Genomic DNA, 23,804 nt, shown 5'->3' with positions numbered 1-23,804 from the left:
TCCGCACGCACGCGCGGCTACGGAGGACTGGCTGGGCGGGAAACCGTGGGACGAAAGTCCCGGCGGGCAGCGGCGGGACGACGGGCCGGTGCGTTCGGTGCCGCGGCACGTGGCCTGTGTGATGGACGGCAACGGCCGCTGGGCGCAGCGGCGTTCGCTGCCTCGTACGGCGGGTCACCGGGCTGCTGAGACCACGGTCATCGACATCATCGAGGCGGCGCGGGCCGCTGGTGTCGAGTGGCTCAGCCTGTACGCGTTCTCCACCGAGAACTGGAACCGCCCTGGTCCCGAGGTCGAATTCCTGATGCGCCTGGTCCGTCGGGTCGTGCGCAAGCACGCGCCGCTGTTGCTCGCCCGCGGCATCCGCTGCCGTTTCCTGGGGGTCGCCGACCCGCGCATCCCCCGCGAACTGGCCCGGGACTTCGACGATCTGGCCACGCTGACGGCCGAGAACCGGGGGATGACGCTGACCGTTGCCTTCGACCACGGGGGACGCCGGGACATCGTGGAGGCCGCCAGATCGCTGATCCGCAGCAAGACGCCGGCCGATGAGGTGACCGAGCAACTCTTCGCGGACCACCTGCCGTTCCCCGACACCCCCGACGTGGATCTGGTCATCCGCACCTCTGGCGAGCAGCGCATCTCCAACTTCATGCTCTGGCAGGTCGCTTACGCCGAGTGGGTATTTCCCGAGCTGTTGTGGCCGGACTTCCGGGCTCCCGACTTCCTCGCCTGCCTGCACACCTACCGGCGCCGCGACCGCCGCTTCGGCGGCGTGCCGCCCCGGACGAACGGAAACTCATCATGACCACCGAAACCACGGGAACGCACAACGAGACCTCCCTGTTCGGGCCGCAGTCGCAGTTCAGCGGCTTCTTCGACGACCCGCGCTGGGCGCTGGCCATCATCCGCGCCACCGTGCTGGAGGCCGCACATCCGCAGATCGGCGCCGCCCTCGTCGACAACTCCACCTTCGTCGCCCACCCCTGGCGCCGGCTGCGCAACACCTTCCTCAGCATGCGGCGCATGTTCGGCAACGACCCGGCGGTACGCGAGAGGGAGGCCGCTCGGCTCAACCGGCTGCACGCCCGCATGAGCGGCACCGACCCCCGCGGCCGTGCCTACGACGCCATGGACCGCGCGACCCGCGCCTGGGTGGTCGCCACCCTCTTCGAGAGCGCCGTCACCATGTGCCGACTGAGCGGTCAGCCGCTCGACCAGGACACCATGGAGCGGATGTACGCCGAGTACCGCACCTTCCTTGGTGCGCTCGACGGCGACGCCACAGAACTCCCCGAGGACCTGAACGACTTCTGGCCGTACTTCGACCGGGTCGTCGAGAACGAGCTGGAGAACACCGAGGCGGCCCGCGTCATCCTCTACCGCCTCTTCGACCACCTGCCCGCCCCCGCCCTGCTCGACGGCGCGCCGACACTGTGGGCGGCCGGCCGTGCTGTCGTCGGACCGCTGCTCGGCACGATCACCGTCGCCTCGCTCCCCGAGGCCTACCGGCGTCGGGCCGGCCTGCCGGAGATGCCCGGCGCCGCAACCCTCATGCAGGGTGCCTATCTCGCCGCTGGGCTCGCCCGTTTCCTGCCTGAGGGCTGGATCAACGCAGAAAGCATCATCGAAGCCCTCTCCCTGTCGCCCGACAGCGACGACCCCCGGGCGCGGACCGTCGCGGCTCTGCGCACTCGCATGAAGCGTGCATCGGCCCTGCTCCGCCTTCTCACACCGCTGAGCGGCGACCCGGCCCCCGACCCGGCGCCTTCCGCGGGTACAGGAGAGAGCCGACGCTCGGCGGAGGAGTTCTTCCGAAAGGTGCTGGACCAGACCGGCGACGGCCACCTCGACTGGCCCGACCTCGCTGCCATGGCCCGGGAACTCTCCACCCGCCTCGACCTGGACGAACCCGAAGAGAGCCGGCTCTACGACGCCTTCGCCGCCTGGTGGCGCGAGCTCCAGGCCGCCCTCGACACCGACGGCGACGGTCGCGTCAGCGCCGACGAGTACGCCGTCGCCGTCCCCTCTCTCGCCGGTCCCGCGCTCATCCGCGTCGCCGAGGTCCTCTTCGACGCCACCGACAAGGACGGCAACGGAACCATCGACGCCCACGAATACCGGGCCCTCTTCCACACCGCCTTCCACCGCGACCTCACCATCACCGACGGCACCTACGGCCGAAGCGCCTTCGTAGGGGACTTCCTCTCCTTCATGTCCGGCCGCCGCCCGAGCAGCCCGTACGACCCCCTCCTTGCCGACGCCTAACGAAGTCGAGCAGGGGAGGGGGACAGCCTCGCCCCTGCTCGCGAGACGCCCAGGAGGTGGGCGGGGACGCACGCGGGGTGACCCGGGCCGATGCGGGGCACCCGGATTGGCTCCGTCAAGGCGCTGAACTGGGCGCAGGCGTTGGTGTTTGCTGGGGCGGGCCGGGTCGGGCCGGGCGGGGTTGCGGCGTGAGCGGGGCGGGGCGGGACGGGGCAGGGCGGGGCGTCAGGAGTCGGCGGACTCCCCGGACTTCTTTTTCGCGAGCCCGTCCCGCACTTTCTTCGCAGCAGGTTTCACTTTGTTGTTCCAGAAGGGCTTGACGTGAGGAGCGATGAGCAGAGCGCCCACTACGGCTCCCCCGATTGCCAACCCTTTCCAACTGGGCGGAGAGACATCGTCATCGTCGCTGCTGCTGCAGTCCGACGAAGGTTCGTACGGCGGAGTGTCCTCTTCGTCAGTGGAAGAGTCTCCCGCGTTGAAGCCTCCGGGGTTGGCTTCCATGTCAGCCTTGAGCGCCGCTGCCGTTTCGTCGCTCCAGGTGCGTGTTTCCCAACTAGGGTTGTACTGTGCGTAACCGCCAGTGCCACGAGAGTGGTACTTCTCCTCCGCGTACTGCTGTCCCTTCTCGGTGAGCCCGTACGCGCCGGGGTTTCCGTCCAGGTACCCGTGGAGCTTGAGGAGCTCATTCATTTCGCGAGCCGTTCGACCGAATTCCCAGCCCAGCACCCGTGCTGACTTCCCCATGGAGCAGAGTCCCCCTCTTCCGCGTAGCAGTGACCTGCACGCGAAGGGCATCGTATCCGTGCAACACGGCGGCGAAAGCCTGGCAGTTGACGCAGGATGCGTCTCCGCGATCGAGCATCCGCCACAACATGGTTCTGCTGGGCGGACTTGAGGGCGAGGGGACTGTCAGTGCCCGACGCGGACCAGGCCTGGCGCCGACATGTGTGTCTCGGTTATGCCCGCAGCTCCTCCGTCACGGGCACGCACTCGGTGAGCAGGTCGACGACGTCGCGCCAGGCTCGCTGTGCGTGCTGTGGGTGGTAGCCGACGCCGGGGAGGGTGGGGTGGTCGACCGGCGGGTGGTGGAAGGCGTGCACGGCGCCGCCGTAGACCGTGAGGCGCCAGTCGACGCCCGCAGCCTGCATCTCAGTGGTGAACGCGTCCCGTTGCGCGGGCGACATGATGGGGTCTTCCGACCCGACCCCGGCCCACACCGGGCAGCGGATGCGCGCCGCCTCGCCCGGTCGGCCCGTGAGCGTCGCGTTGACTGTCCCGATCGCGCGCAGGTTGACGCCGGCGCGCCCGAGTTCCAGGCCTATGGCGCCCCCGGTGCCGTAGCCGACAGCGGCTATCCGGTCGGGGTCGGTCCTCGGCTCGGCGCGCAGCACGTCGAGCGCCGCATGGCCGATTTCTCGCATCCGGTCGGGATCAGCGAGCAGTGGCAGGCAGCGGGCCAGCATCTCCTCGGGGTCGCTCAAATAGCGCCCGCCGTGAAGGTCGAAGGCCAGCGCCACGTAACCCAGTTCGGCGAGAGCGTCGGCCCGCCGGCGCTCGACGTCGCTGAGCCCGATGCCCTCTGGTCCGAGCAGCACCGCGGGCCGCTGGTCGACATCGGCCGGGAGCGCGAGGTGCCCGATCATCGTCAAACCGTCCGCCGGATACTCGACCGTGCGCGTCGTAATCGTCGTCATGAGACTGGACTTTAGGGAACATCGGGCCCGGTCCTGCCGGTGTTCTGCCGCTGGCAGAACAGCGCGTGGGTCCCTCGAATTCGGGGGCCGGGCTCAGGGCCGGGCCGCCCCCGCGCAGGCAGTGCGGGATGTCGACGGGTACAGCGCGCGTCGGCTCGGGCAACGACCAACTGGACGGCAAAGACGGAGACATGGTTGACGTCTTCCACCGCCCGAGCCCGCATCGGCGTCTCTTCCCCCGGCCGGGCGACGGTTCTCGAAGGAGGGTGCCGAATCCACACGTCTGACCCGAGTGCCTGTGAGTGATCCTCCAGGTCCGGGCCGGGGCGGTGTATCTGCCTGGGCAAGCAGGGACGCCGCCCTACGGCGCGAATCTGTGCGTCAGGCGGATCTGCAACGGGCCGCACCGACGCTTCACCTGACGGTCACACAGGGATCGGAGGGGGCGCGGACACGTCTGACGCCTCGACTCCGGCCGCGACCGGGATGGTCTGGGGCGGCGTCTCCTCGGCGACGTCCGCGCCCTCCCCGGTGCGCGGCTTCGCCTTGCGGTCGTCGAGCCGGCTCTTGACCTTCATGGCGGCGACGGTGGCCGCGACGGACGTCACCGCCGTGGCACCGACGATGCCCGCGACAACGCGTCCCGCGGGGAGCAGGTCGGCGTGCCCGACGAGATTGTTGCCGCTGCCGCGCAGAAGACTGCTGAATGCGCCAGCCGTACTGGAGTTGGACAGGGACGTCCACTCCGGCCGTTTCACCAGCATCAGGCACCAGCTCGCGCCCTTCCAGCGAATGTTCATGGCGCCACTGTAGGGGCGCCACCTCACGCTGCGGGGCGGAACGTGATGTTCCTGGATCCAGGTCGGCTGCGCCTTTGAGCTGGCGAGACCGCTCTTCCTGTCCGTCGGTGAGCCCTGTCCCGGTCATGGCTCCAGCCCGGCCTCCCGCAAGCGAAGCAGCGCCCTGCCCATGCACTCGGCGACCGAGGCTCCGTCGGCTCTCATCCCACCGTCCAGCGGCCCACCAGACGCGGCAAATCCACGTCGGCTGACCATCACGCATGCGCTCCGCATCGACCCGGGACTCCAAGGGCCGCCTGAGCAAGGCCGTGGGGACCAAGGACGGCTCCATCACCGCCGGCTGGGCCTACTGCTACGACAGGGCCAGCAACATCACCGGCCGCTCCACCGGCACCAACCTGCCCGTCTGGACAAGGCCCAGTCCGTCCGCGAGTTCAACAACGCAGGCGAACTGACCTCAGTGGACGGCAACACCGGCTTCAGCTACGACGTCGATGGCAACGAGACCTCCGCCGCCTCTCCCATCGGCAACCGCTCCGGCGGCCAGTGGACCCCCTTCACCCAGCTGTCCGACCTGACGGCCTCCGGTGCCGCGTCGAACTACACCTACGGCGGAGTGGACAACAACGACCGTCTCAGGCGCGGCAGTTCGGCCGTCACCAACGCCGCGGCCGGCAAGACGCGGGAAAACTCCACCGGTTTCGTCCGTGAAGCCTCGGGCACGTGGACAGCCATGACGACCGGCGGAGCGAGCCAGTACTACCTGCCCGACGTCCAGGGCAGCGTCATCGGCCTTGTCGACGCCGGCGGCAAGCGCACCGCCACCTACAGCTACGGCCCCTACGCCGAAGCACGCACCACCACCAGCACCAACCAGCCCTACCGCTACACCGGCACCTACCTCGACCCGTCCGGTCTGTACAAGATGGGCGCCCGCTACTACGACCCCCAGCTCGGCCGCTTCACCCAGCCCGACCCCTCCGGCAGGGAAAGCAACCCCCACGCCTACGCCGCCGGGGACCCCGTCAACCCGCATCGACCCCAGCGGCCTGGACTTCCTCGGGTTGTCCGGGGGTGAATGGCTCAGCCACGGCGACCAGGCGCCGGGGTTTGCTTCCATCTTCAACCTGGCGGCGCGCTCGTAGCGGCCGGTCTCACCGCTGCAGCGATCGGTATGGAGGCCGCAGGCGGGGCCATGCAAGGAAAGAGCGGGTCTTCGATTGTCGCCGGAGCTCTTGTGGGTGCGGTAGGCGGCAAGGTGGGAATCGGAGCAAAGCTGCTCGGCGCTTCCCAAGCAACGGCTCAGGACATCGGCGTGGCCTACTGGGCCATGGGCGCAGGTGCCGGCCTATTCATGTGACCGGCTTGTGACAGGCTGAGGAGAAGGACATGTCATTACCGCTTGCTCGTTCCGGCGCCGCTGTCGGGGGCAGCGTCGGAGCCACCATAGCCATCATCATCATCGGGCTTCTCATCTTCGCAATCCTCACCCTGCGGCGCCGCAGGAGAGGCGGAAAATGACAGCCGTCTGTCCGTGAAGTGAGAACGACGCACTGATCGGTGCTTAGCGTGTATGGAAAGTCCGCTGCATGAGGGCGCCCGACCACCACTGGCCGAGCGCCCGTCGGACATGCGGACCGCTCCGACTTCGACACCCCCCGCCGTCCACCGCGACCTTGCTGCACTGACACCACGCGAACGCGAGGTACTGACACTCATGGGCAAGGGCCTGTCCAACGCCGAACTCGCTCAGGAACTGACACTGAGCGAAGCGACGGTGAAAACCCACGTGGCCCGGATTTTCGCCCAGCTCACCCTGCGGGACCGGGCCCAGGCCGTCGTCCTCGCCTACGAGACGGGACTCGTCGCGCCCGGCGAGTCCGCTGACCTCAATTGCTAGCTGCTTTCACCCTGCCGCCGTTTCCACCCAGCCGGGTCCGTCCGCCCTGGTTGGTCCGGTGGTCGGCGTCCACGAGCAGACGAGGGACGTCATACAGTCAATTCCAGGTCTGGGCGGTCGCCTCGAAGAGATGCGGATCACTGTGGACGGGGATGACGCACACCAGGTGCCCACCCGGCGCTCGTAACACATGGCACTCAAGCCAACGAGACACCTCGGTTGCGCCGAGTTGCACGAGGCGGTCGACCTCGGCCTCGACGTCGTCGGTTTCGATGTCGATGTGCATACGTGGTGCAGCATCGACGGCCTGGACCGCGGTAGCCAGTTGGTCCACGGCGCCGACGAGTGACGTGAACTGGGGTTCTGCGGGGTCGACACGGGTGGGCACACCCAGAGCGGCTGACCAGAAGCGGGCTGCTGCCGGAGCCTCTTGCTCCGGAGCATCCACGATCAGCGCGTACATTCGTGATCGGTGCATACATGTCACTTTAGTGATCGCAGAGCCGACTTGAGGCCCCTGGAGACACCTGGCCGAGCAGCCTGCGCCAGTGGACTGGCTGGCCAGCCCCGGCGCTACCGCGTCGGCACCCGCGTGGCGAGACGGGCGAGTGACTCCGTGGGGGCCAGTAGAGCCAACACCGGCGAGGAAATGAGGATGCTCACCGGGACCAGAGCTCTCACGGCGCTCAGCTTCGTCCTCTCCTATATCGCATGCGCTCAGTGCGCTGACCTGAATGGCTCTTGTCAGCCTGCTCTGCGGGCTTGGAACTGACCTTGCGGTGGGTGGGGCGGGTGTACGCGGCGCCGGTGGCGAGGACGCGTTCCGCTTCAGCGGGTGGCGGGGCAACGGTTCCTCGAACCAGGCGGACCCCGGAAGGGAAACGTGGGTCACGCGGTGGTGCAGGCAGTGCCGTTCAGATAGCGCCCCTGGATGGTCGTCGTACCGAAGGGCTGGCGGATCGTGGCGTCGGTCTCACGACCTTGTAAATGGAAGCGCTTCCAGTCCTTGATTCGGGCAGGACGGCAGGGATAGCTCAGGTCCATGACAAGGATGCCGACAGGAACACGTTGACCTGATGAGAGAGACGCAGGCCAGACAGGGGCGGTCACAAGACATGCCCGCCCGTTCCGAAGGGTTCCCCGGGCGCTGGTACGGACGACGGTCAGGTCGACTCGCGGACCACCAGCTCCGTACGGAGGATGACGTGACGCCAGGCCACAGCGCCCTCCTCCATCTCCTCCAGGAGCAGGCGGATCATGGCCCGCCCGATCTCCTCGATCGGCTGACGGACCGTCGTCAGTCGTGGTTCGGTCCGTTGCGCCAGCGGAAAGTCGTCGAAGCCGATTACGGCGACGTCCTCGGGCACCCGGCGTCCGGCCGCGTGCAGGGCCTCCAGTGCCCCCGCCGCCGTGGTGTCCGAAGCGGCGAGGACGCCGTCGATGTCCGGATGCCGATCGATGAGCTCGGTCATGGCACGGCGTCCGCTCTCCGCCGTGAAATCGCTCTCGGCGACACGGGTCTGATCACCCTTCAGGCCTGCCATCGCCAGGGCCTCTTCGTAACCGCGCAGCCGGCACTGGGCGGCGTGCAGGTCGAGCGGCCCGGTGATGGTGGCGATGACCCTGCGGCCCCGCCGCAGCAGGTGGGAGACGGCGCTGCGGGCTCCGCCGACATTGTCCGCGTCGACGTAACTGACGTACTCGTCACCGGAGCGGCGCCCCAGCAGCACGGTCGGCAACCGGGCCTCGGCGAGCATGTCGGGCAGCCGGTCACCGGCACGCACGGACATCAGCAGGACGCCGTCGACCCGGCCGCCGCGCGCGTACTCGAGGAAACGCTGCCGATCGGCGTCGGAGCGGACCAAGGTCAGCAGCAGCTGTATTCCGGTGCCGGTCAGCGCGTCCCCGAGCGACGTGACGATCTCGGAGAAGAAGGGTTCCGCGAACTGCCGCCAGTCCGGCTCCGTCATGACCAGGGCGACGGCGTCGGCCCTGCGTCCGGCCAGGGAGCGGGCGGCGAGATTCGGGACGTAACCCAGTTCCTCGATGGCCTGTTGCACGGCCAGGCGGGTGGACTCCTTCACGCCCGCGGCGTTGTTGATGACGCGGGAGACCGTGCCGCGCCCCACCCGTGCGTGGGCGGCCACCTCCTCCAGCGTCGGTGCCTCCGGGCGCCGTCTGCCCATGCCACCTCCCCCAAGAGATCACCGATCTTACCGGCCGGAGGGGGCCGAGCACATGAGTTCACCAGCGCATGGCCACAGACGGTCGTCCTGCCCGCGATGATTGGGAGCGCTCCCAGTCCAAGCGGGGAGGCGTGTGCGCGATGTGTGCCAGGCCAAGCGGCCCCTGGGGGCGTGGGGCCGCCCGGCCTGGTGACCCGTCGCCTTGCTACCACCAATGGGTGCCCACCGTCGTCGGCTCCAACTACCGGCTCGTGAACGTCAACAGCGGAAATGCCTGCAGATCTCCGGCGCCTCCACCGCCGACGGAGCGGTCGCCGTCCATTCGACATGCACCGGCGCCCCGCACCAGCTGTGGACCCAGGACGGCTGTGATCGGAGGCCACGTCACCTTCACCAACGTCAACAGCGGCAAGTGTCTCGAAGTCGCCGTAGCGTCCACAGTCAACGGCGCCCCGCTGGACCAGGCAGCCTGCACCTCCGCCGGCAGCCAGCAGTGGATGGTCGTCTGAGGCGCCAGAGCACGGCGACCGGGTGGAGGGCGAAGCGCGCCGCATCATTAACTGCCCCCCGCCACGTAGCCCGCCACCGAGAGATCACCCGGCACCGACAGCCCGCCTTCGGTCACCGCCTCCAGGACACCCATGGCAACGATGTCCTTCGCCCCCGCGAACACAACCGTGAACCTGACCGGACGTGCGAGCAACTGTCTCGCGCCCTCGTATCCGCCCTGCTGGGTGTAGCTGGTGGAGAGGACGTCGATCTCCTCGTCCAGGCCCAGGTCCCGCCTGGCCTGCCGATAACCACTGGCGCGCGGGGCGTTGGGGCATGCCGCGGTCGATCATGGCCTCCATGACACGGCCCTCCTCCTTCTCCCTGTTGCAGTCCGGGCCCTGGGTATGGCGGGCCACGTCGACGATGGTGACGCGACGAGGTGGCGCGGGCGGCTCCATACCAACCGACCCTGGACCACAGCCAGATGCCCGGCCTCACGCACGGCGGCACGAACAACGAACTGGTGCACGCGGGCACGACCAACTCCGAGCGCACGAAGCTGGGTTCGACGTCGTTCCACCGCACCGCGCTGGGTTCGGCGTCCACGACGACGAACGAACCTGGACGCCGGATTCATCCATGAGTCGACGGGCACGTTGAATCCCATGACGATCTGGGGGAGTCCTACTCCTACCTCACCGGCGCCACCGGGAAGGTGCTCGGCTTGGTGGACGACGCGGGCAAGCGCACCCACACGTACGCCTATGCCCCCGCTCACCTCCGGGCAGGAGACGGGCCCCTACCTCTCACGCCAAGCTGACCGCCTCTTTCGGGATCGGGCCCCCGGCGTGGGTGAGCTCTCCGCGGACACTGGTGACACGGACAGCGGCTGGCCGGGCGAGGTGTCCTGCTGTTACCGGCCTGGAAACTCCAAGCCGGCCGGGGACAAGAGCGGTGCGGACATCGGCTATGGAAGTGGCGCGGGCAATACACCTTCTAGACACGAGGAGCATCAGTGAACGTCGCCGTCGGAATCTTCATGGCTGCCTTTGGCCTGGCATTCGCGATCTTCGCGCCTCGCTTTTCAAGGGCCAGTGCCGCCAGCTCCAAGGAAGTGTTCGGGACGACCGGCGGCAGGCCGATGTACCTCTGGAACCGGACAGTTTTCATAGTGGTTGGACTCGTCCTGGCCGTGTTCGGGATCCTCTACGCCGCCGGTGTAATTGGCTGAGCGTGATCTAGCGCCCCGGTTGGACCTGCGATGGTCCCACCGAGCGCACGCGAACCGTAGTTCGGTGCCACGACCTGCTCCACCACGAGGCTGTTCAGCGCTGTGACCGTGTGACGGGCGCCGCCTCGTGGATGTGGCAGCAGGTGCGATGGTCAGCCCGCCTCGTCCTCCGCCTTGTTGGTGGGAACGGATGCTCGGGTACGGCGCGCCGTCATCACACCGGCGGCCGCTGCGGTGGCGGCCAGGAGCACGGTGGCTGTGCCGAGGGCGTGTTCGGCCGCGGTGCGGGGGCCGCCGGTCGTGTCGAGGTAGATCCCGCCGATGAGGGCGACGCCGAGCGTTCCGCCGAGTTGTTGGACGGCGTTGAGTAGTCCCGCTGCGGAGCCGGTCTCCTGCGGTCCGACGGCTCCCAGCGCGGTGGTGAAGAACGGCGGCGTGAACAGCCCGGAGCCCAGCCCCACCAACGCGAGGGCGAACGGGAGGGCCGTCGGGTACGCGTCGGGGGCTGCGGCGCGGTAGGAGAGGGCGGCGGCGGCCAGGCCGCAGGCGAAGGTCGCGATGCCGGCATGCATGACACGCCCGCCGTACCGGGGGACGAGGTGGCTTCCGGCGGCCCAGGAGGCGACGGCCAGTCCCATGGACCAGGGCAGCAGGCTGAGTCCGGCGGTCAGCGGCCCGTCGTGGAGGCCGAGTTCAAGGTGCAGAACGACGGTGATCATGACGCCATTCATCACGGCGAAGAACAGCGTGGACGTGGCGAGTGCGGCAGGAAAGGAGCGGCCGCGCAGCAGGGCGGGTTCGATCAACGGGGCTTTGCCGCGACGGGCGGTGCGGCGTTGCTGGGCGGCGAACACCGTGAGAACGACGGCGCCGACTGCGGCGGTCGCCCACGCTGCGGGCCCGGGGTGGCCGGTGGCGAGCGGGCACACCAGCAGGGCCGTGCCGAGCATGGCCAGTGCGGTGCCGGCCGGGTCGAGGCGCGGACGGACGGGGGCGCGGTCCTCGCGCAACCGGGGTGCGGCGGCCAGAACGGCCGCGGCGAGGGGGAGGTTGACGAGGAAGACGGCGCGCCAGGAGGCGCCGAGCAGGTCGGCGTGGGTGAGAACGCCGCCGAGCGCGGGGCCGGCAACGGCGGACATCCCCATGACAGGACCGATCATGCCGAGAGCCTTGGACAGTTCGGTGCCGGTGAACATCGCGCGGATCAGCCCGAACGTCTGCGGGATGATCGCGGCCGCGGTGGCCCCTTGCAGGGCACGCAGGATGATGAGAACGGTGGGGGTGGGAGCGAGCGCGCACGCCAGGGAGGTCGCGGCGAACGCGACGACCCCGGTACGAAAGACGCGCTTGCGGCCGTGAATGTCGCCAAGGCGGGCGCCGGTGAGCAGGCCGAGGGCGAAGGCAAGGGTGTAGGAGGCGCTGAACCACGGGATGGTGGCGCCCGCTCCGCCGAGATCGGTGTGGATGACAGGCGCGGCGACCTGGACGATGGTGGCGTCGAGCAGGTTCATGGCCTCGGCGGCGAGGAGTGCGGCGAGCGCTATCCAGCGCCACCGGTACGGCACGGGCGCGTTGGCGGGGGTGCCCGCTGCGGCGGGCGTGGTGGCGGGTGTGCCGGTCGTGCGAGACATGCGGTCTCCCTAGGAATACGGGTCGTGACGAACCGGCGACCACCGTGCCCGCACACCCGCGTCAGCTTCCATTTCTTCGCAGCCGACGGGCCATAACTTCCATTCAGATCAGCTAATTTGCTGGATATGCTCATACTGGATGACCTGGATCGAGGCCTGATCCATGCCCTGCAGGTGGACGCGCGGGCGCCGTTCACGCTGATTGCCGAGATCCTCGGCTCCTCGACGCAAACCGTCGTCCGCCGCTACCGCCGCCTGCACGCGCAAGCCGGGCTGCGGGTGGTGACGCTGCCGACTCCGCGCAGCGCGGGCGCACACCAGTGGTTCGTGCGGCTGACGGCGGCGACGCGCAGCGCGCACGACATCGCGTTGGCGCTCGCGCGCCGACCGGACACCTCGTGGGTACGGCTGACGTCCGGCGGCACGGAGATCGTGGCGATCATCCACACGGCACCCTCCGGTCCGGACGCGCACACGCTGCTGCTACGCGACATCCCGCGCACTGCCGGGATCACCTCGGTCTCCGCGCACTACCTGCTGCACACCTACCTCGGCGGGCCGACGGCATGGCGGGGACGGGTGAACGCGCTGGACGAGGAGCAGCAGGCCCGGCTACGCGCTGAACGGGACACAAGTGGCGTCAACGGGCGAGCCGCGCACCCTGAGGAAGGGCCGTACCTGCTGACCCCCGCGGACCGGGTGTTGCTGAACGCGTTGCGCGAGGACGCACGAGCCAGCTACGCAGAACTGGCTGCGGTGACCGGCACGACGGCGTCGACAGTGGCCCGCCGACTCGCCGAACTGCGGGCACGCGACGCGTTGTTCTTCGACGTGGACGTGGACCCGGCGCTGGTGGGCATCACGGTGTCGGCGCTGTTGTGGATGCAGGTCGCGCCCGCGCACCTGGAGACGGTGGCCACCGCCCTGGCGGGCCACGACGAACTGGCGTTGGTCGCGGCGACGACCGGGCCCACGAACCTGGTCGCTCATGCCCTGTGCCGGGACGCGGAGGCGCTCCACGCGTACCTCACGCGACGCGTGGCATGGGAGGCAGTGGCACGGATGGAAACGGCACCAGTACTGCGCACGTACAAGGCAGCGGTGGCTGTGCGGACACCCTGAGCGGTTTCCAACCTCCTGCGCCTGGCTGCCCAGTTGGCCCGACAGCCGGATGACGCCCCTCTCGCCCACCTCCACAACGGGCCCCCTTATGCCAGCTCGCGGCAGGTCTCGGGACGGCACCACCACCGTCTACCGCTACGTCACCGGGACCGTCGAACTGCTGGCTGCGCTTGCCCCCAGGTTCGCCGAAGCCATGAGGGCGCGCCTAGATGAAGGAGTACCTGTCCCCGGCGTACCTGTTTCCTGGACGGGACGCTGCTGCCGATCGACCGAATCGCCGCCGACCGTCCCTTCTACTCGGGCAAAACCCAATAAGCACGGCTGAATGCGCAGGTCATAGCCGACCGGTAGGACTGTCTCCTGTGGGCTTCACCAGCCCCGGCAGGCGCCGTCCCTCACGCCTAAGCCGCAGGCGAGCACGACCTCATCGACCGATGCGTCTGGGTCACGGGAGCGGTCCGACTTCTGAAACGACTGTGAGGAGTAAGCCGAGTGGACCTTTACAGCATCAGGTGTGTAAGTGACAGGACCAGGGCACGCGAGTGGTTCGAGGCCTTTTTTGGGCGCCCAGCAGACGAGCTCATTGGCGAGGAACACCTGTGGCAGGTCGGTCAAAACGCATGGGTAGTCGTTGACGATCGGGACATGCGCGCTGAGCGAGTGGGCGAAGGCATGATCACGCTCGGCGTGAGCGACCTCGACGACATCCTCTCCCGACTCGCCGCACACGGGATCGACCACGAACCGGTCGAGACCTACAGCAACGGCGTGCGCCACGTCGTCGTGCTGGACCCCGACGGGAACAGCCTGTCACTTGCCGAGGCGCCCGCTCGGTGAGGTTCCCACCTGTGCGCTGCGCTGCATCTGACCTGCTCAGAGGGAGGTTGAAAACGCTCCCTGACCCGGGCCGGGCAGGCGGTGGGACTGGCCGGTGCGCTGGCTGTTCCTGCTCTGCCCGTGGGGTCCGGTCTCACGGCCCTCAGTGCGGGGCTGGAGGCGCCGATGGTTTCGCTGAAGGAAAGAGCGCATCGGATATCGCCGGAGAAGCGTCGCGGCAGGCGGAGTTATGTGAAGGAGTGTCGAATGACCTTGTTGAGCGCGGCAATAACTGACAACCCGCCGGTGACCATCGCAGTGCTCGTCATCGGCTTGTCCATCACGATCTTCGTCATGATCAGGGGTCGAAACAAATAGCGACCCCACTGTTGCGTCCCGCCGAGCTCGGCTGCGTTCCCTGTGGCAGGGCCGCCTCATGAGTCAGTCCTCTGCCGGTGTGACCGTCCAGCGGATGGAGACCGATCACCGGTACATGATCCGTGCTGAACGGCGAGCGGCGAGCGCGCCGGTCTCACCGACTGTCGCGACCGTGGTGAGCAATGTGTCTTCCGTGCGGAGGTAGACACGGCCTCCGCCGGCCAGGGGTCTGGCCGCGCAGCTGGCCCAGAGGCACCGACGTGCGCGTGTTCGGGAATGGGTCGTTGGCGTGACGAGTGAATTGCCACGCCAACGATGAGGAGCTCCGACCTGTGCCGCTCGTGCCGAAGGCAACTTATTTCATGCGTGCCTTAGAAATGGAAGGAGGGAGCTCTGAGGAGTGTTCAGCGGTAGACCCAGCTGCAGCGGTCCTGTACCAGCCAATCATCCTTCTCAAAAATGGCGACGTCGACAGTCACAGCCGCTATCCCGGCGGGGTCGGAGGCGGACGTGTCCCAGATGTCGGCGGCACCCTTGCCGCCGTAAGTGTGGTGCCAGGACCACGTCTTAACGGTGCCCCCGTTGGTCTTCGTCACCAGGCGAATTGCTGGGTGGTGGCCATCGGCGGCTGTGTCGTACAGGTGGAGCTCCAGCGGGTCCAGTTTGGTGCTGCTCGACCAGTCCCCCCACCAGTACCCGTAGGAACCGTCCACCTCACATCCCGACGAAGTCGCAGCAGACGCTGACGGTGTCGAGAGCGAAATCAGCCCAGCCGCCATCACTGCAGTGCTCAGCAATGCAGGAAGTTTACGCATATTATTCCCTTTTCCTTGGTCTGCTAAATAAATGCACCAGACGCCCGGTCGTGATCAGCAAGAATTTTGACCGCCGCACCGATCGACGTCAGAAGGACGACCAATCAGTGCCGGGCGAACCGAGTCGCAAGGCATTTCGGTGCTGCAGCCGGTGTGATCACCTTGACCGTTGATGATCTTAGGTTCGGATAGTGGTTCACCGGAAGACTCAGGCGTGCACAACCCTATTTCCTCGTGGCTCACTTGTGCGCAGCTCGTCACTAATTGCTCAACAGACTCAGATTCAGGCATCGCCGCCACCGCCCCAGAATGTCGCTTAGGCACCGTTTCTGATGGTGGGTCCATGTCGTTGTCGGGGTAAGGCAGGCCTTGTAGAGCGGCTGGTGCCCGGAGGAGCTGTGGGAACTGTTCCGGCGGGTCGTGCCGCCGACCGAGGTAGTCCGCCCGCAGGGCGGAGGGAAAAGGCGAGCTGACGATCGCGAGGTCTTGGCCTGGATCATCTTCGTCGCTACCTCCGGGCGCACCTGGCGGCAACTGCCGCCCGTGTTCGGCCCGTGCTGGCAAACGGTCTATCGGCGTTTCGCCCAGTGGAGCCGCGCACGGGTGTGGGCCCGGCTACACCGTGTGATCCTGGACGAGTTGGGAGCCCGTGGTGAGCTGGACTGGTCCCGCTGCGCGGTCGACTCGGTGAGTATTCGCGCCGCAAAAGGGGGCTGTTGACGGGACCGAATCCGACCGATCGCGGCAAGAACAGATCGAAGATCCACTTGATCACGGACCGGAACGGACTTCCGCTGTCCCTGGGGATCTCGGCCGCCAACCTTCACGACAGTCAGGCTCTGAAGCCACTGATCTGCGGTATCCCTCCGGTCCGCTCCCGCCGCGGCCCTCGTCGACGCAAGCCCGACAAACTCCACGCCGACAAGGGGTATGACTACGCCCACCTGCGGCGATGGCTTCTAGAGCGGGACATCACCCCTCGCATTGCTCGCAAAGGAACCGAATCGTCGAACCGGCTCGGCCGTCACCGCTGGGTCGTGGAGAGAACAGTGTCCTGGCTGGCCGGCTGTCGGCGCCTGCACCGTCGATACGAGCGCAAGCCCGAGCACTTCCTGGCCTTCGTCGGCGTCGCAGCAGCCCTCATCGGACATCGCCGCCTGACATGCTGAGATGCGAGGTCAGTCCGTCGACGGGGTCAGAGGGTCCGGTCGGGACAACGTCTCGGACAGCGGCAGCCCGTCCCTTGCGGCAACGACCCGACGCACCCGCAGCTCGGATCGTGTCCGCGGGCGGTACTTGGGCTCCTTGCCGCACCCGCAGACCGATAGCCCCTCGTAGCGCAGCCCTTCACCCAGCACCGCAGCCACCACAGACCACGCGTGGACATCACGCCTGGGCGGCGGAGCGAAGTCATGACCAGCGCAAATGAGGGGCTGAGAACAGTTTGGGCACACGTGCTCGCGCTGCGGATAGGCATGCTGCTTGAAGCTGACACGGCACGAAACACACGCGTAGTGCAGCTTGTAGTAGGTCATGGCGTAGAAGCACACCGGGTCACCGTACCCACCAGTCCTTCAGGCAGACCACCCGTTTCGAGCGACCAACAGTCCGCCATCAGAAACACCCTCTTAAGCGATGTGTTCTCACACTCCGTCAGCACGCACCATGCGCGCTCTACCGCGTCACAGCGGGGAGGCGGTGGGTGTACGGAAAGGGGTGCGGCCCCCGGGGATCCGGAGCCCTGCGCGGTTACCCGCTGCGCGGGCGAAGCGTGACAACTTGACCAGCAACGAAGTTGAGGAGCTGGCTCAAATGCAACGGGGGAACCGCCGATTGCGGGGGTGCCTCTGTGCCTTGCGTCGGGCGAGGCGTGGGTTCTGGGTTCGGAGAGGGTGTCGTGCCGTCGCGGAATATCGCGAACAGCACGCTGATGCGATGTCGGGCCAGGCGGAGAAGAGCGTGCGTGTCCGTCTTGCTGCGGGCCCGGCATCGGTCGTAGTAGGGAACGGGAGGTGTGATCGTGCAGGGGGGCGAACGCGGACAGGAACACCGTCCGTTTGAGCTGCCGATTGCCGCCTCCGTGCGTTTGGAGGTGTGAGACAACGGCGTGGGCTTCGACGTCGCGTGACTGAAGGGGTGCGACGCTGGCGACGGGTGCTGTTTCGGACTGATCGCGAGCCGGGAGCGCCCGCCGCGTGTGCCGGCACGATGAGCGTCGACACCCATCAGGTCCGGCCAGCCGACCCTGACGACCAGGCGGCGGCCCGTGCTCTGGCCCGAACTGGATCTCACCGGCTCACCGCCGAGGAGGGCGCGCAGTCCCGTACGGAGGACGGCATGGTCGTCCACGATCAGGATCTGGATCGTCGCGGCGGCCGTCTCGTTCATCGCGTACTCGCTGGGCCGGGGGCTTGCACGGGCACGATGCGGGCGGCGGCCCGCCGAGTGTCCCGTCGGCGGACTGTGCACCCGACGCGAGGCGGTGGCACAGTCCGGGCAGCTCAACAGGTTCCTCGGCGCCCCGCCGCTTCTGCTGCCGGTGGGCGGTCGTTCCACGGCACAGAGTGTCGGGCACTGCCGAGGAGCGTGCGTCGTGCCACTGCACCGAGTGCACCGAGCCTTGCCGGTTTCTTGACGAAACCGCAGGACTGGAGGGCCGATCATGGGCAAGGAGCGGAACGTGACTCGTATGGCAATCGTCGTTCTGACTCTGGCCCTCGGCGTGCTGGCGTCCGTTGCAGCGGTCGGTCTCTCGCTGTGGTGGTGCGCTGCCGCCGTACCGCTCGTCCTGCTGGGCCTGCTGGGTGCGGCGGACCTGTTGCAGCGCCGGCATTCGGTGTTGCGCAACTATCCCGTTGTGGGGCACGCCCGCTTTCTTCTGGAGCGGATCCGTCCCGAGTTGCAGCAGTACTTCGTCGAGCGGAACTTCGACGGGCGCCCCTTCGACCGGGATGTCCGCACCATCGTCTACGAGCGGGCGAAAGGCACGGACGCCGAGCAGCCGTACGGTACTGAACGGGACGTGTATGAGCCCGGTTACGAGTTCCTCGTGCCGTCGATGGCTCCGCGCCCGGTGCCGAAGTCGCCTCCGCGGGTGCGGGTCGGTGGGCCCGACTGCAGCCGTCCCTATGACATGGCGCTGCTGAACGTGTCGGCGATGAGCTTCGGTTCGCTGTCGGCCAACGCGATTCTCGCGCTCAACGGCGGCGCCGCGGCCGGGGGCTTCGCCCACGACACCGGTGAAGGCGGCCTGTCGGAGTACCACCTGAGGCCGGGTGGGGACCTGGTCTGGGAGATCGGCACCGGGTACTTCGGCTGCCGTACCCAGGACGGCGACTTCGACCCCGCCGAGTTCGCCGAAAAGGCCGCGCACGATCACGTCAAGTGCGTGTCCCTGAAGCTCTCGCAGGGCGCCAAACCCGGCATCGGCGGTGTCCTGCCCGGCACGAAGGTCAACGCCGAGATCGCGAAGGTACGGGACGTGCCCGAGGGCCAGACGGTCATCTCGCCGCCGTACCACAAGGTGTTCTCCACCCCGCGCGAACTCGTCCGCTTCATCGCCCGGATGCGTGAGCTGTCCGGTGGCAAGCCGACCGGGTTCAAGCTGTGCGTGGGGTCGCGTCGGCAGTTCCTCGCCGTGTGCAAGGCCATGCTGGCGGAGGGCACGGCCCCCGACTTCATCGTCGTGGACGGAGGCGAAGGCGGCACCGGAGCCGCGCCCCTGGAATTCGCCGACCACGTGGGAACACCGCTGACCGAGGGCCTGCTCACCGTGCACAACGCCCTCGTCGGCGCGGGCCTGCGCGATCGCATCAGGATCGGGGCGAGCGGCAAAATCGCCACGGGCACCGATCTGGTCAAACGCCTGGTGCAGGGCGCCGACTACGGCAACGCGGCGCGGGCGATGATGTTCGCCGTCGGCTGCATCCAGGCTCAGCGGTGCCACACGAACACCTGCCCCACCGGTGTGACGACCCAGGACCCCCGACGCGCCCGCGCTCTCGACGTCCGTGACAAGACGCCGCGTGTGCAGCGGTTCCAGGAAGCGACCGTCGCCAGCGCCCTGCAGATCATGGCGTCCATGGGGGCCACCGATCCCGCCGAGCTGCGCCCGCGCATGCTCCGCCGGCGCATCGATCCGTACACCGAGCGCTCCTACGAGGAGCTGTACGAGTGGCTCGAACCGGGCCAGTTGCTCGCCGAGCCGCCTGCCGCCTGGGCGGCCGACTGGCAGGCCGCCGACCCCGACCGATTCACCGTCTGACCTGGAGGACTCAAGTGGCCCGAACCGTAGCCCGCGTCATCGTGGACGCCCTGAGCGAACTCGGCGTGCGCCAGGTGTTCGGCGTCGTGGGAGACGCCCTCAATCCCGTGACCGACGCCATCCGCACCACCGAGGGCCTGGAATGGGTGGGCTGCCGGCACGAGGAGGCGGCGGCCTTCGCCGCGAGCGCGCAGTCGCAACTCTCGGGCACTCTCGGTGTCTGCATGGGCACGGTCGGACCCGGTTCCGTCCACCTGCTCAACGGACTGTACGACGCGGCCAAGAGCCGCACCCCCGTCCTGGCGATCGCCGGCCAGGTACCGCTCGCCGAACTGGGCACCGACTACTTCCAGGAAGTCGACAATGACGCCCTGTTCAGCGACGTGGCCGTCTTCCGCGCCACCATCACCTCTCCCGACCAACTGCCTCAGATGCTCGAGACGGCGGTGCGCCACGCCCTGGGCCGCAAGGGAGTCGCCGTCCTGACCGTGCCCGGCGACCTCGGTGAGCGCGAACTGGCCTCGGACCGCCCGGCCCGGTTCTCCCTGAACCCTCCGCTCAGCCGGCCCGAGGAATCCGCCGTACGGCGTGCCGCCGAACTCCTGGACCGGTCCGAGAGGGTCTCGCTGCTCGTCGGACGGGGCGCACGCGCCGCACGTGAGGATGTACTGGCCCTCGCCGACCGGCTGGCCGCGCCCATGGTGCTCACGCTCAAGGCGAAGGAGGGCTTCGAAGGCGACACCAATCCTTTCCAGGTCGGCCAGACCGGGCTGATCGGCAACCCGGCCGCCGCGTCCGCCCTTCACGACGCGGACACCCTGCTGCTCCTGGGGACCGACTTCCCCTACCGGGACTGGTATCCGGAGGGGAAGACAGTCATCCAGGTCGACACCGAGGCCGCCCACATCGGGCGACGCGTACCGGTCGACGTCGGCCTCGTCGGCGACACGGGCGAGACCGTTCGCGACCTCCTCACCCACCTCGCCACCGCTCCCGCCGGGACGGAAGGCGCGCGTGACCGCACGCATCTGGAGAAGGCGCGTGAGCGGTTCGAGCACTGGCGCGAGGGCCAGGCACGGCTGGCCGACCCGGCACACGACAAGGGCCTGCTCGGTCGTGTGCGTTCCTCGCTCGACAACCGGACCCACGACATCCGACCGGAGGCGTTGGCCGCGGTGGTGGACCGGCTGGCCGACGACGACGCTGTCTTCACCTCCGACACGGGCATGGCGACGGTGTGGCTCTCCCGTTTCGTCGAGATGCGCGGCGAGCGGCAGCTCATCGGTTCCTACAACCTCGGCTCCATGGCCAACGCGATGCCGCAGGCGCTGGGAGCGCAGTGCCTGGACCGTGAGCGGCAGGTCGTGGCCTTCTGCGGGGACGGCGGACTGAGCATGCTCCTCGGCGACCTCATGACACTGAAGACACACCAGCTCCCCGTGAAGCTCGTCGTCTTCGACAACCGCCGTCTGGGCATGGTGAAACTCGAGCAGGAACAGGTCGGGCTCCCGGAGTTCGGCACCGTCCTGGACAACCCCGACTTCGCCGCCGTCGCCACCGCCATGGGCATCCCCGGAATCCGCGTGACGGACCCGGCCGACCTGGAGAACGCCGTACGCCGCGCCTTCGACACCCCCGGGCCGGTGCTGCTCGACGTCCTCACGAACCCGGACGAGATCGCGGTACCGGCCAAGCCGACCGTCGAGCAGGGCTGGGGGTTCGCGGTGGCCAAGGTCAAGGAGGTCGTGCGCAGCCACGGGGACGACAGCCCGCACTGATCTGGCCGCGAAGGCCGGCCCCGACGCCCGGCATACATGCCGCGTCGGGGCAGACGGGTGGACGTCGGTGACTGAACCCGCCGGTGACGAAGCCCACGACGACTGGACTGGCCCGCCCAGGAACTCTGAGGCGCTCTGCGGATGAGGTCAGGTGCGGGCCACTTCGCCGGAGCTTCGGCGGGCTGCCGATTCCTTGGCGCCATCGCTGTGGAACGCCGGGTCCTCGTCTTCGCCGCCAGCCATCCGCGACGCGGAAGACACACCACCGCCAAGTCGTTCGAAGCCGGCTCCTGGCGCGTCGTCGCGCTAGAGGCCGGGTTCAACACATCGGCCGACAGCCATACTTGAGTATGCGGGGCCATTCCCGTGGTGACGTGACTCGGGAGAGGCTGCAAACCGGTGAACAGCGACAACACGCAGAGTGTGAGCAAGGTCGAGGTACGGCTCAAGTGGGACCCGAGTCCCTGGAACCAGCCATCTCACCATCTCGACATCATCGCCACGACCTACTCGGCGGAAACCCCCTACAGCCGGCCCGTGTACGTCGTCCACTTCGACAGCCGCTCACCGGACGGCACCATCAACATGGGCCGACACAGCCAGACTGGTCAGGGCTTCGGCTACGTCGAGGTCATGACCCTGGAGCTCGATCGCCTCGGTTCCTCCTTCGCACGGGTGGTCGTGGGCGTGGCGATCCACCAGAACAACGGCCCCAAGACCTTCGGTGACGTCTCGAACGCCGGCGTACTGGTCGTCGAGGGGTACAAGGAGCTCCTCAAGGACGACTTCACCCAGCTCTCGGGAGCCACCGCGGCGACGGTCGCGGAGTTCACCCGGGATACGTCCGGAGCCTGGAAGTTTCACGAGATGGTCCGCGGCTTCGACAGCGACCCCACGGTCTTCACCGCTGAGATGGGCCACGCCCCGCGGTCGTGACCCGGATCATGGAGCGCTCCGCAGTCACACCAGCGCGGTGGGGCAGAGCTGACCAGAGCACACGTCGAAGCGGTCGCACCAGATACTCACGCTGGCGAACAGCTGCCCGTCGACGAGACGCAACGCCGTCTCATGCACACCGTCATGGACTACCACCAGGGACGGGTGGAGGACGACGCCACCGTCCTGTTCTGCGAATGGCACGGTCCTCCGGGCGCCCCGGTGGGATGAACGGGGGAGGGGCTCCAAGCCGTCCCCCGCCGGGCTCGCGCCCGTCGACCCGGCGTGTGAAGGCCGCGCGGCCGGCTGACGTCCGAAGGGCGGCTTCACCGCCCGGCCACTGCCGACATGTGTGCACGGCCGGTCAGCGAACTGGTGACCAACGCGCACACGCACGCCCCCGGACTTGCCTGCTGGATCTGGAGATCAGCGACAGCGCAGTGGCAGACGCAGCCTGGGAGCCGAACTCCGCCGGCTCCGCCGGCCGGCGATCCGAAGAGCGCCGAAGCGGCCGAGCGGCTCATGGTCTCCCAGTCCCTGGACTGTGGTCCGACCTGCGACCCCACGGGTTCGCGACCGGACTCGGTGGAGCACGCACCGGTCTGGCAGCCCGGGGCGGAGCTCGTGCCACCCGCCGTCGATTACGGCCGTTGCCCACCCCCCAGTCCACCCCGCGGCCCGCGCTCCGCGCCGACAGAGCGCGGGCCGGGGGCGTGACCGGACCGGTGGACGAGCGTGGTCAGGACGCGGTGGGAACCGACACGTCGATACCGCGGGCGGCTACGAGCTGGGCACTGCCGTCGGCCAGCCGGTAGGACAGCCCCACCACGCCGAGGCGGCCCTCGGCCACCGCGTCGGCCAGGATGCGGGAGCGCTCCAGCAGCAGGTCCACCGTGTGCTCGATGTGCTCAGCCAGGATCTCGTCCGGCTCGACCCGTCCGGCGGCCCGCGCCGCGAGAACACTGGGGGTCACCCGTTCGACGACGTCGCGGACGAAACCGCCCGGGGTCTGCCCGTTCTCCAGGGCGGAACAGGCTGCGGCGACCGCGCCGCAGGAGTCGTGGCCGAGGACGACGACCAGCGGCGCGTTGAGGACAGCGACGCCGAACTCGAGACTTCCGAGCACTTCGGTGCCCGCGACGTGTCCGGCGGTGCGGACCACGAACAGGTCGCCCAGACCGCGGTCGAAGATGATCTCGGCGGCCAGCCGGGAGTCGGAGCACCCGAACAGCACAGCGAAGGGCTTCTGGGACGGTGCGGTCTCGGTGCGGCGGGCGGCGTCCTGGTTCGGATGCTCGGAGGCGCCGGAGACGAAGCGCTCGTTGCCGGCCATGAGCAGGTCGAAAGCGTCACGGGGCGTGGGAGTCAGGATCTTCTCGGTCATGGCGGCAGCCTACGAGGTGACACCAGCCCCTGTGTCGTACACCCCCGCTCCAGTCCGCCGGAGCCGTACCCGCCGTGGACTCCTTGACCAGCGCCCGCCGGTGCGCTCC

General features: G+C 68.3%; 21 protein-coding genes and 5 pseudogenes. 15 read left to right on the top strand and 11 right to left on the bottom strand.

Annotated features, from left to right (window positions below; genetic code table 11):
• Positions 1-88: 88 nt before the first annotated feature.
• Entirely contained in the window at positions 89-808 is a 720-nt protein-coding gene (gene uppS / locus ACZ56U_RS23815) for a polyprenyl diphosphate synthase (protein WP_469086128.1), read from the top strand.
• Positions 805-2,268: an oxygenase MpaB family protein gene (locus ACZ56U_RS23810; RefSeq protein WP_469086001.1), complete on the top strand. Its 1,464-nt coding sequence runs from the start codon at positions 805-807 to the stop codon at positions 2,266-2,268. The genes uppS and ACZ56U_RS23810 overlap by 4 nt, the downstream gene beginning before the upstream one ends.
• Positions 2,269-2,493: 225 nt before the next feature.
• Here the strand turns inward: ACZ56U_RS23810 and ACZ56U_RS23805 are convergent, their stop codons facing one another.
• The 3 genes from ACZ56U_RS23805 to ACZ56U_RS23795 all read right to left on the bottom strand — a co-directional run bounded on the left by ACZ56U_RS23805 (position 2,494) and on the right by ACZ56U_RS23795 (position 4,762).
• Positions 2,494-3,012 (bottom strand): hypothetical protein, encoded by a 519-nt coding sequence (locus tag ACZ56U_RS23805; protein WP_469086000.1) that lies wholly within the window; start codon positions 3,010-3,012, stop codon positions 2,494-2,496.
• A 212-nt stretch (positions 3,013-3,224) separates the two neighbouring features.
• Positions 3,225-3,962, bottom strand: a complete 738-nt coding sequence (locus tag ACZ56U_RS23800) for a dienelactone hydrolase family protein (RefSeq protein ID WP_469085999.1) — start codon at positions 3,960-3,962, stop codon at positions 3,225-3,227.
• Between the two features lie 425 nt (positions 3,963-4,387).
• Positions 4,388-4,762, bottom strand: a complete 375-nt coding sequence (locus ACZ56U_RS23795; protein WP_469085998.1) for a hypothetical protein — start codon at positions 4,760-4,762, stop codon at positions 4,388-4,390.
• A 260-nt stretch (positions 4,763-5,022) separates the two neighbouring features.
• Between ACZ56U_RS23795 and ACZ56U_RS23790 the strand changes: the two genes are divergently transcribed.
• From ACZ56U_RS23790 to ACZ56U_RS23780, 3 genes and pseudogenes are all read left to right on the top strand, one after another.
• Entirely contained in the window at positions 5,023-5,217 is a 195-nt protein-coding gene (locus ACZ56U_RS23790; protein WP_469085997.1) for a hypothetical protein, read from the top strand.
• A 5-nt stretch (positions 5,218-5,222) separates the two neighbouring features.
• On the top strand, positions 5,223-5,840 hold the full coding sequence (locus ACZ56U_RS23785; RefSeq protein WP_469085996.1) for an RHS repeat-associated core domain-containing protein: 618 nt from the start codon (positions 5,223-5,225) through the stop codon (positions 5,838-5,840).
• 579 nt (positions 5,841-6,419) lie between these two features.
• Positions 6,420-6,662, top strand: a pseudogene (locus ACZ56U_RS23780) (response regulator transcription factor); the annotation flags it as partial.
• Positions 6,663-6,759: 97 nt separating this feature from the next.
• Here the strand turns inward: ACZ56U_RS23780 and ACZ56U_RS23775 are convergent.
• The 3 genes from ACZ56U_RS23775 to ACZ56U_RS23765 all read right to left on the bottom strand — a co-directional run bounded on the left by ACZ56U_RS23775 (position 6,760) and on the right by ACZ56U_RS23765 (position 8,848).
• On the bottom strand, positions 6,760-7,125 hold the full coding sequence (locus ACZ56U_RS23775) for a VOC family protein (RefSeq protein ID WP_469085995.1): 366 nt from the start codon (positions 7,123-7,125) through the stop codon (positions 6,760-6,762).
• A gap of 425 nt (positions 7,126-7,550) precedes the next feature.
• The gene (locus ACZ56U_RS23770; RefSeq protein WP_469085994.1) at positions 7,551-7,706 is read right to left on the bottom strand and encodes a hypothetical protein; all 156 of its coding nucleotides are present in this window, start codon (positions 7,704-7,706) and stop codon (positions 7,551-7,553) included.
• A 119-nt stretch (positions 7,707-7,825) separates the two neighbouring features.
• Positions 7,826-8,848 carry a LacI family DNA-binding transcriptional regulator gene (locus ACZ56U_RS23765; protein ID WP_469085993.1) on the bottom strand — a complete coding sequence of 341 codons (1,023 nt, stop codon included), beginning with the start codon at positions 8,846-8,848 and terminating at the stop codon, positions 7,826-7,828.
• 368 nt (positions 8,849-9,216) lie between these two features.
• Between ACZ56U_RS23765 and ACZ56U_RS23760 the strand changes: the two genes are divergently transcribed.
• Complete coding sequence (locus ACZ56U_RS23760; RefSeq protein ID WP_469085992.1) at positions 9,217-9,357, top strand: RICIN domain-containing protein; 141 nt, start codon at positions 9,217-9,219, stop codon at positions 9,355-9,357.
• A 47-nt stretch (positions 9,358-9,404) separates the two neighbouring features.
• Here the strand turns inward: ACZ56U_RS23760 and ACZ56U_RS23755 are convergent.
• Positions 9,405-9,659: pseudogene (locus tag ACZ56U_RS23755) on the bottom strand (substrate-binding domain-containing protein); the annotation flags it as partial.
• A gap of 165 nt (positions 9,660-9,824) precedes the next feature.
• Between ACZ56U_RS23755 and ACZ56U_RS23750 the strand changes: the two are divergent.
• Together ACZ56U_RS23750 and ACZ56U_RS23745 are read left to right on the top strand one after the other, a co-directional pair.
• A complete protein-coding gene (locus ACZ56U_RS23750; RefSeq protein ID WP_469085991.1) occupies positions 9,825-9,983 on the top strand; it encodes a hypothetical protein in 159 nt (52 codons plus the stop codon).
• Between the two features lie 372 nt (positions 9,984-10,355).
• A complete protein-coding gene (locus tag ACZ56U_RS23745; RefSeq protein WP_469085990.1) occupies positions 10,356-10,571 on the top strand; it encodes a hypothetical protein in 216 nt (71 codons plus the stop codon).
• Positions 10,572-10,723: 152 nt separating this feature from the next.
• On the opposite strand, the gene ACZ56U_RS23740 is transcribed toward ACZ56U_RS23745, so the two are convergent.
• Positions 10,724-12,202, bottom strand: a complete 1,479-nt coding sequence (locus ACZ56U_RS23740; RefSeq protein ID WP_469085989.1) for an MFS transporter — start codon at positions 12,200-12,202, stop codon at positions 10,724-10,726.
• Between the two features lie 126 nt (positions 12,203-12,328).
• Between ACZ56U_RS23740 and ACZ56U_RS23735 the strand changes: the two genes are divergently transcribed.
• The 3 genes and pseudogenes from ACZ56U_RS23735 to ACZ56U_RS23725 all read left to right on the top strand — a co-directional run bounded on the left by ACZ56U_RS23735 (position 12,329) and on the right by ACZ56U_RS23725 (position 14,161).
• On the top strand, positions 12,329-13,324 hold the full coding sequence (locus tag ACZ56U_RS23735; protein ID WP_469085988.1) for an Lrp/AsnC family transcriptional regulator: 996 nt from the start codon (positions 12,329-12,331) through the stop codon (positions 13,322-13,324).
• A gap of 60 nt (positions 13,325-13,384) precedes the next feature.
• Positions 13,385-13,726: pseudogene (locus ACZ56U_RS23730) on the top strand (helix-turn-helix domain-containing protein); the annotation flags it as partial.
• Positions 13,727-13,816: 90 nt separating this feature from the next.
• On the top strand, positions 13,817-14,161 hold the full coding sequence (locus tag ACZ56U_RS23725; RefSeq protein ID WP_469085987.1) for a VOC family protein: 345 nt from the start codon (positions 13,817-13,819) through the stop codon (positions 14,159-14,161).
• A 761-nt stretch (positions 14,162-14,922) separates the two neighbouring features.
• On the opposite strand, the gene ACZ56U_RS23720 is transcribed toward ACZ56U_RS23725, so the two are convergent.
• Positions 14,923-15,333, bottom strand: coding sequence for a hypothetical protein (locus ACZ56U_RS23720; protein WP_469085986.1), 411 nt, complete (start codon positions 15,331-15,333; stop codon positions 14,923-14,925).
• Positions 15,334-15,665: 332 nt separating this feature from the next.
• Here ACZ56U_RS23720 and ACZ56U_RS23715 point away from each other — a divergent pair.
• Positions 15,666-16,502, top strand: a pseudogene (locus ACZ56U_RS23715) (IS5 family transposase).
• A gap of 715 nt (positions 16,503-17,217) precedes the next feature.
• Here the strand turns inward: ACZ56U_RS23715 and ACZ56U_RS23710 are convergent.
• Positions 17,218-17,410, bottom strand: a pseudogene (locus ACZ56U_RS23710) (IS110 family transposase); the annotation flags it as partial.
• A 603-nt stretch (positions 17,411-18,013) separates the two neighbouring features.
• On the opposite strand from ACZ56U_RS23710, the gene ACZ56U_RS23705 reads away from it, so the two are divergent.
• The 3 genes from ACZ56U_RS23705 to ACZ56U_RS23695 all read left to right on the top strand — a co-directional run bounded on the left by ACZ56U_RS23705 (position 18,014) and on the right by ACZ56U_RS23695 (position 22,311).
• Positions 18,014-19,597, top strand: coding sequence for an FMN-binding glutamate synthase family protein (locus ACZ56U_RS23705; RefSeq protein WP_469085985.1), 1,584 nt, complete (start codon positions 18,014-18,016; stop codon positions 19,595-19,597).
• A gap of 14 nt (positions 19,598-19,611) precedes the next feature.
• The gene (locus ACZ56U_RS23700) at positions 19,612-21,375 is read left to right on the top strand and encodes a thiamine pyrophosphate-dependent enzyme (protein WP_469085984.1); all 1,764 of its coding nucleotides are present in this window, start codon (positions 19,612-19,614) and stop codon (positions 21,373-21,375) included.
• Positions 21,376-21,774: 399 nt separating this feature from the next.
• Complete coding sequence (locus tag ACZ56U_RS23695) at positions 21,775-22,311, top strand: TerD family protein (RefSeq protein WP_469085983.1); 537 nt, start codon at positions 21,775-21,777, stop codon at positions 22,309-22,311.
• 739 nt (positions 22,312-23,050) lie between these two features.
• Here the strand turns inward: ACZ56U_RS23695 and ACZ56U_RS23690 are convergent.
• Positions 23,051-23,695 carry a carbonic anhydrase gene (locus ACZ56U_RS23690; RefSeq protein WP_469085982.1) on the bottom strand — a complete coding sequence of 215 codons (645 nt, stop codon included), beginning with the start codon at positions 23,693-23,695 and terminating at the stop codon, positions 23,051-23,053.
• Between the last annotated feature and the right edge of the window lie 109 nt (positions 23,696-23,804).

The sequence above is a fragment of the Streptomyces sp. NPDC034103 genome, assembly GCF_055575395.1.
This window is presented reverse-complemented; position numbering and strand designations above follow the sequence as displayed.

What these genes read in the sequence shown, in the direction of transcription:
- ACZ56U_RS23690 (WP_469085982.1), bottom strand. Translation starts at nt 23,695, where the DNA reads ATGACCGAGAAGATCCTGACTCCCACGCCCCGTGACGCTTTCGACCTG.
- ACZ56U_RS23770 (WP_469085994.1), bottom strand. Translation starts at nt 7,706, where the DNA reads ATGGACCTGAGCTATCCCTGCCGTCCTGCCCGAATCAAGGACTGGAAG.
- ACZ56U_RS23740 (WP_469085989.1), bottom strand. Translation starts at nt 12,202, where the DNA reads ATGTCTCGCACGACCGGCACACCCGCCACCACGCCCGCCGCAGCGGGC.
- ACZ56U_RS23775 (WP_469085995.1), bottom strand. Translation starts at nt 7,125, where the DNA reads ATGTACGCGCTGATCGTGGATGCTCCGGAGCAAGAGGCTCCGGCAGCA.
- ACZ56U_RS23720 (WP_469085986.1), bottom strand. Translation starts at nt 15,333, where the DNA reads ATGCGTAAACTTCCTGCATTGCTGAGCACTGCAGTGATGGCGGCTGGG.
- ACZ56U_RS23805 (WP_469086000.1), bottom strand. Translation starts at nt 3,012, where the DNA reads ATGGGGAAGTCAGCACGGGTGCTGGGCTGGGAATTCGGTCGAACGGCT.
- ACZ56U_RS23750 (WP_469085991.1), top strand. Translation starts at nt 9,825, where the DNA reads ATGCCCGGCCTCACGCACGGCGGCACGAACAACGAACTGGTGCACGCG.
- ACZ56U_RS23790 (WP_469085997.1), top strand. Translation starts at nt 5,023, where the DNA reads ATGCGCTCCGCATCGACCCGGGACTCCAAGGGCCGCCTGAGCAAGGCC.
- ACZ56U_RS23795 (WP_469085998.1), bottom strand. Translation starts at nt 4,762, where the DNA reads ATGAACATTCGCTGGAAGGGCGCGAGCTGGTGCCTGATGCTGGTGAAA.
- ACZ56U_RS23800 (WP_469085999.1), bottom strand. Translation starts at nt 3,962, where the DNA reads ATGACGACGATTACGACGCGCACGGTCGAGTATCCGGCGGACGGTTTG.
- ACZ56U_RS23810 (WP_469086001.1), top strand. Translation starts at nt 805, where the DNA reads ATGACCACCGAAACCACGGGAACGCACAACGAGACCTCCCTGTTCGGG.
- ACZ56U_RS23765 (WP_469085993.1), bottom strand. Translation starts at nt 8,848, where the DNA reads ATGGGCAGACGGCGCCCGGAGGCACCGACGCTGGAGGAGGTGGCCGCC.
- ACZ56U_RS23735 (WP_469085988.1), top strand. Translation starts at nt 12,329, where the DNA reads ATGCTCATACTGGATGACCTGGATCGAGGCCTGATCCATGCCCTGCAG.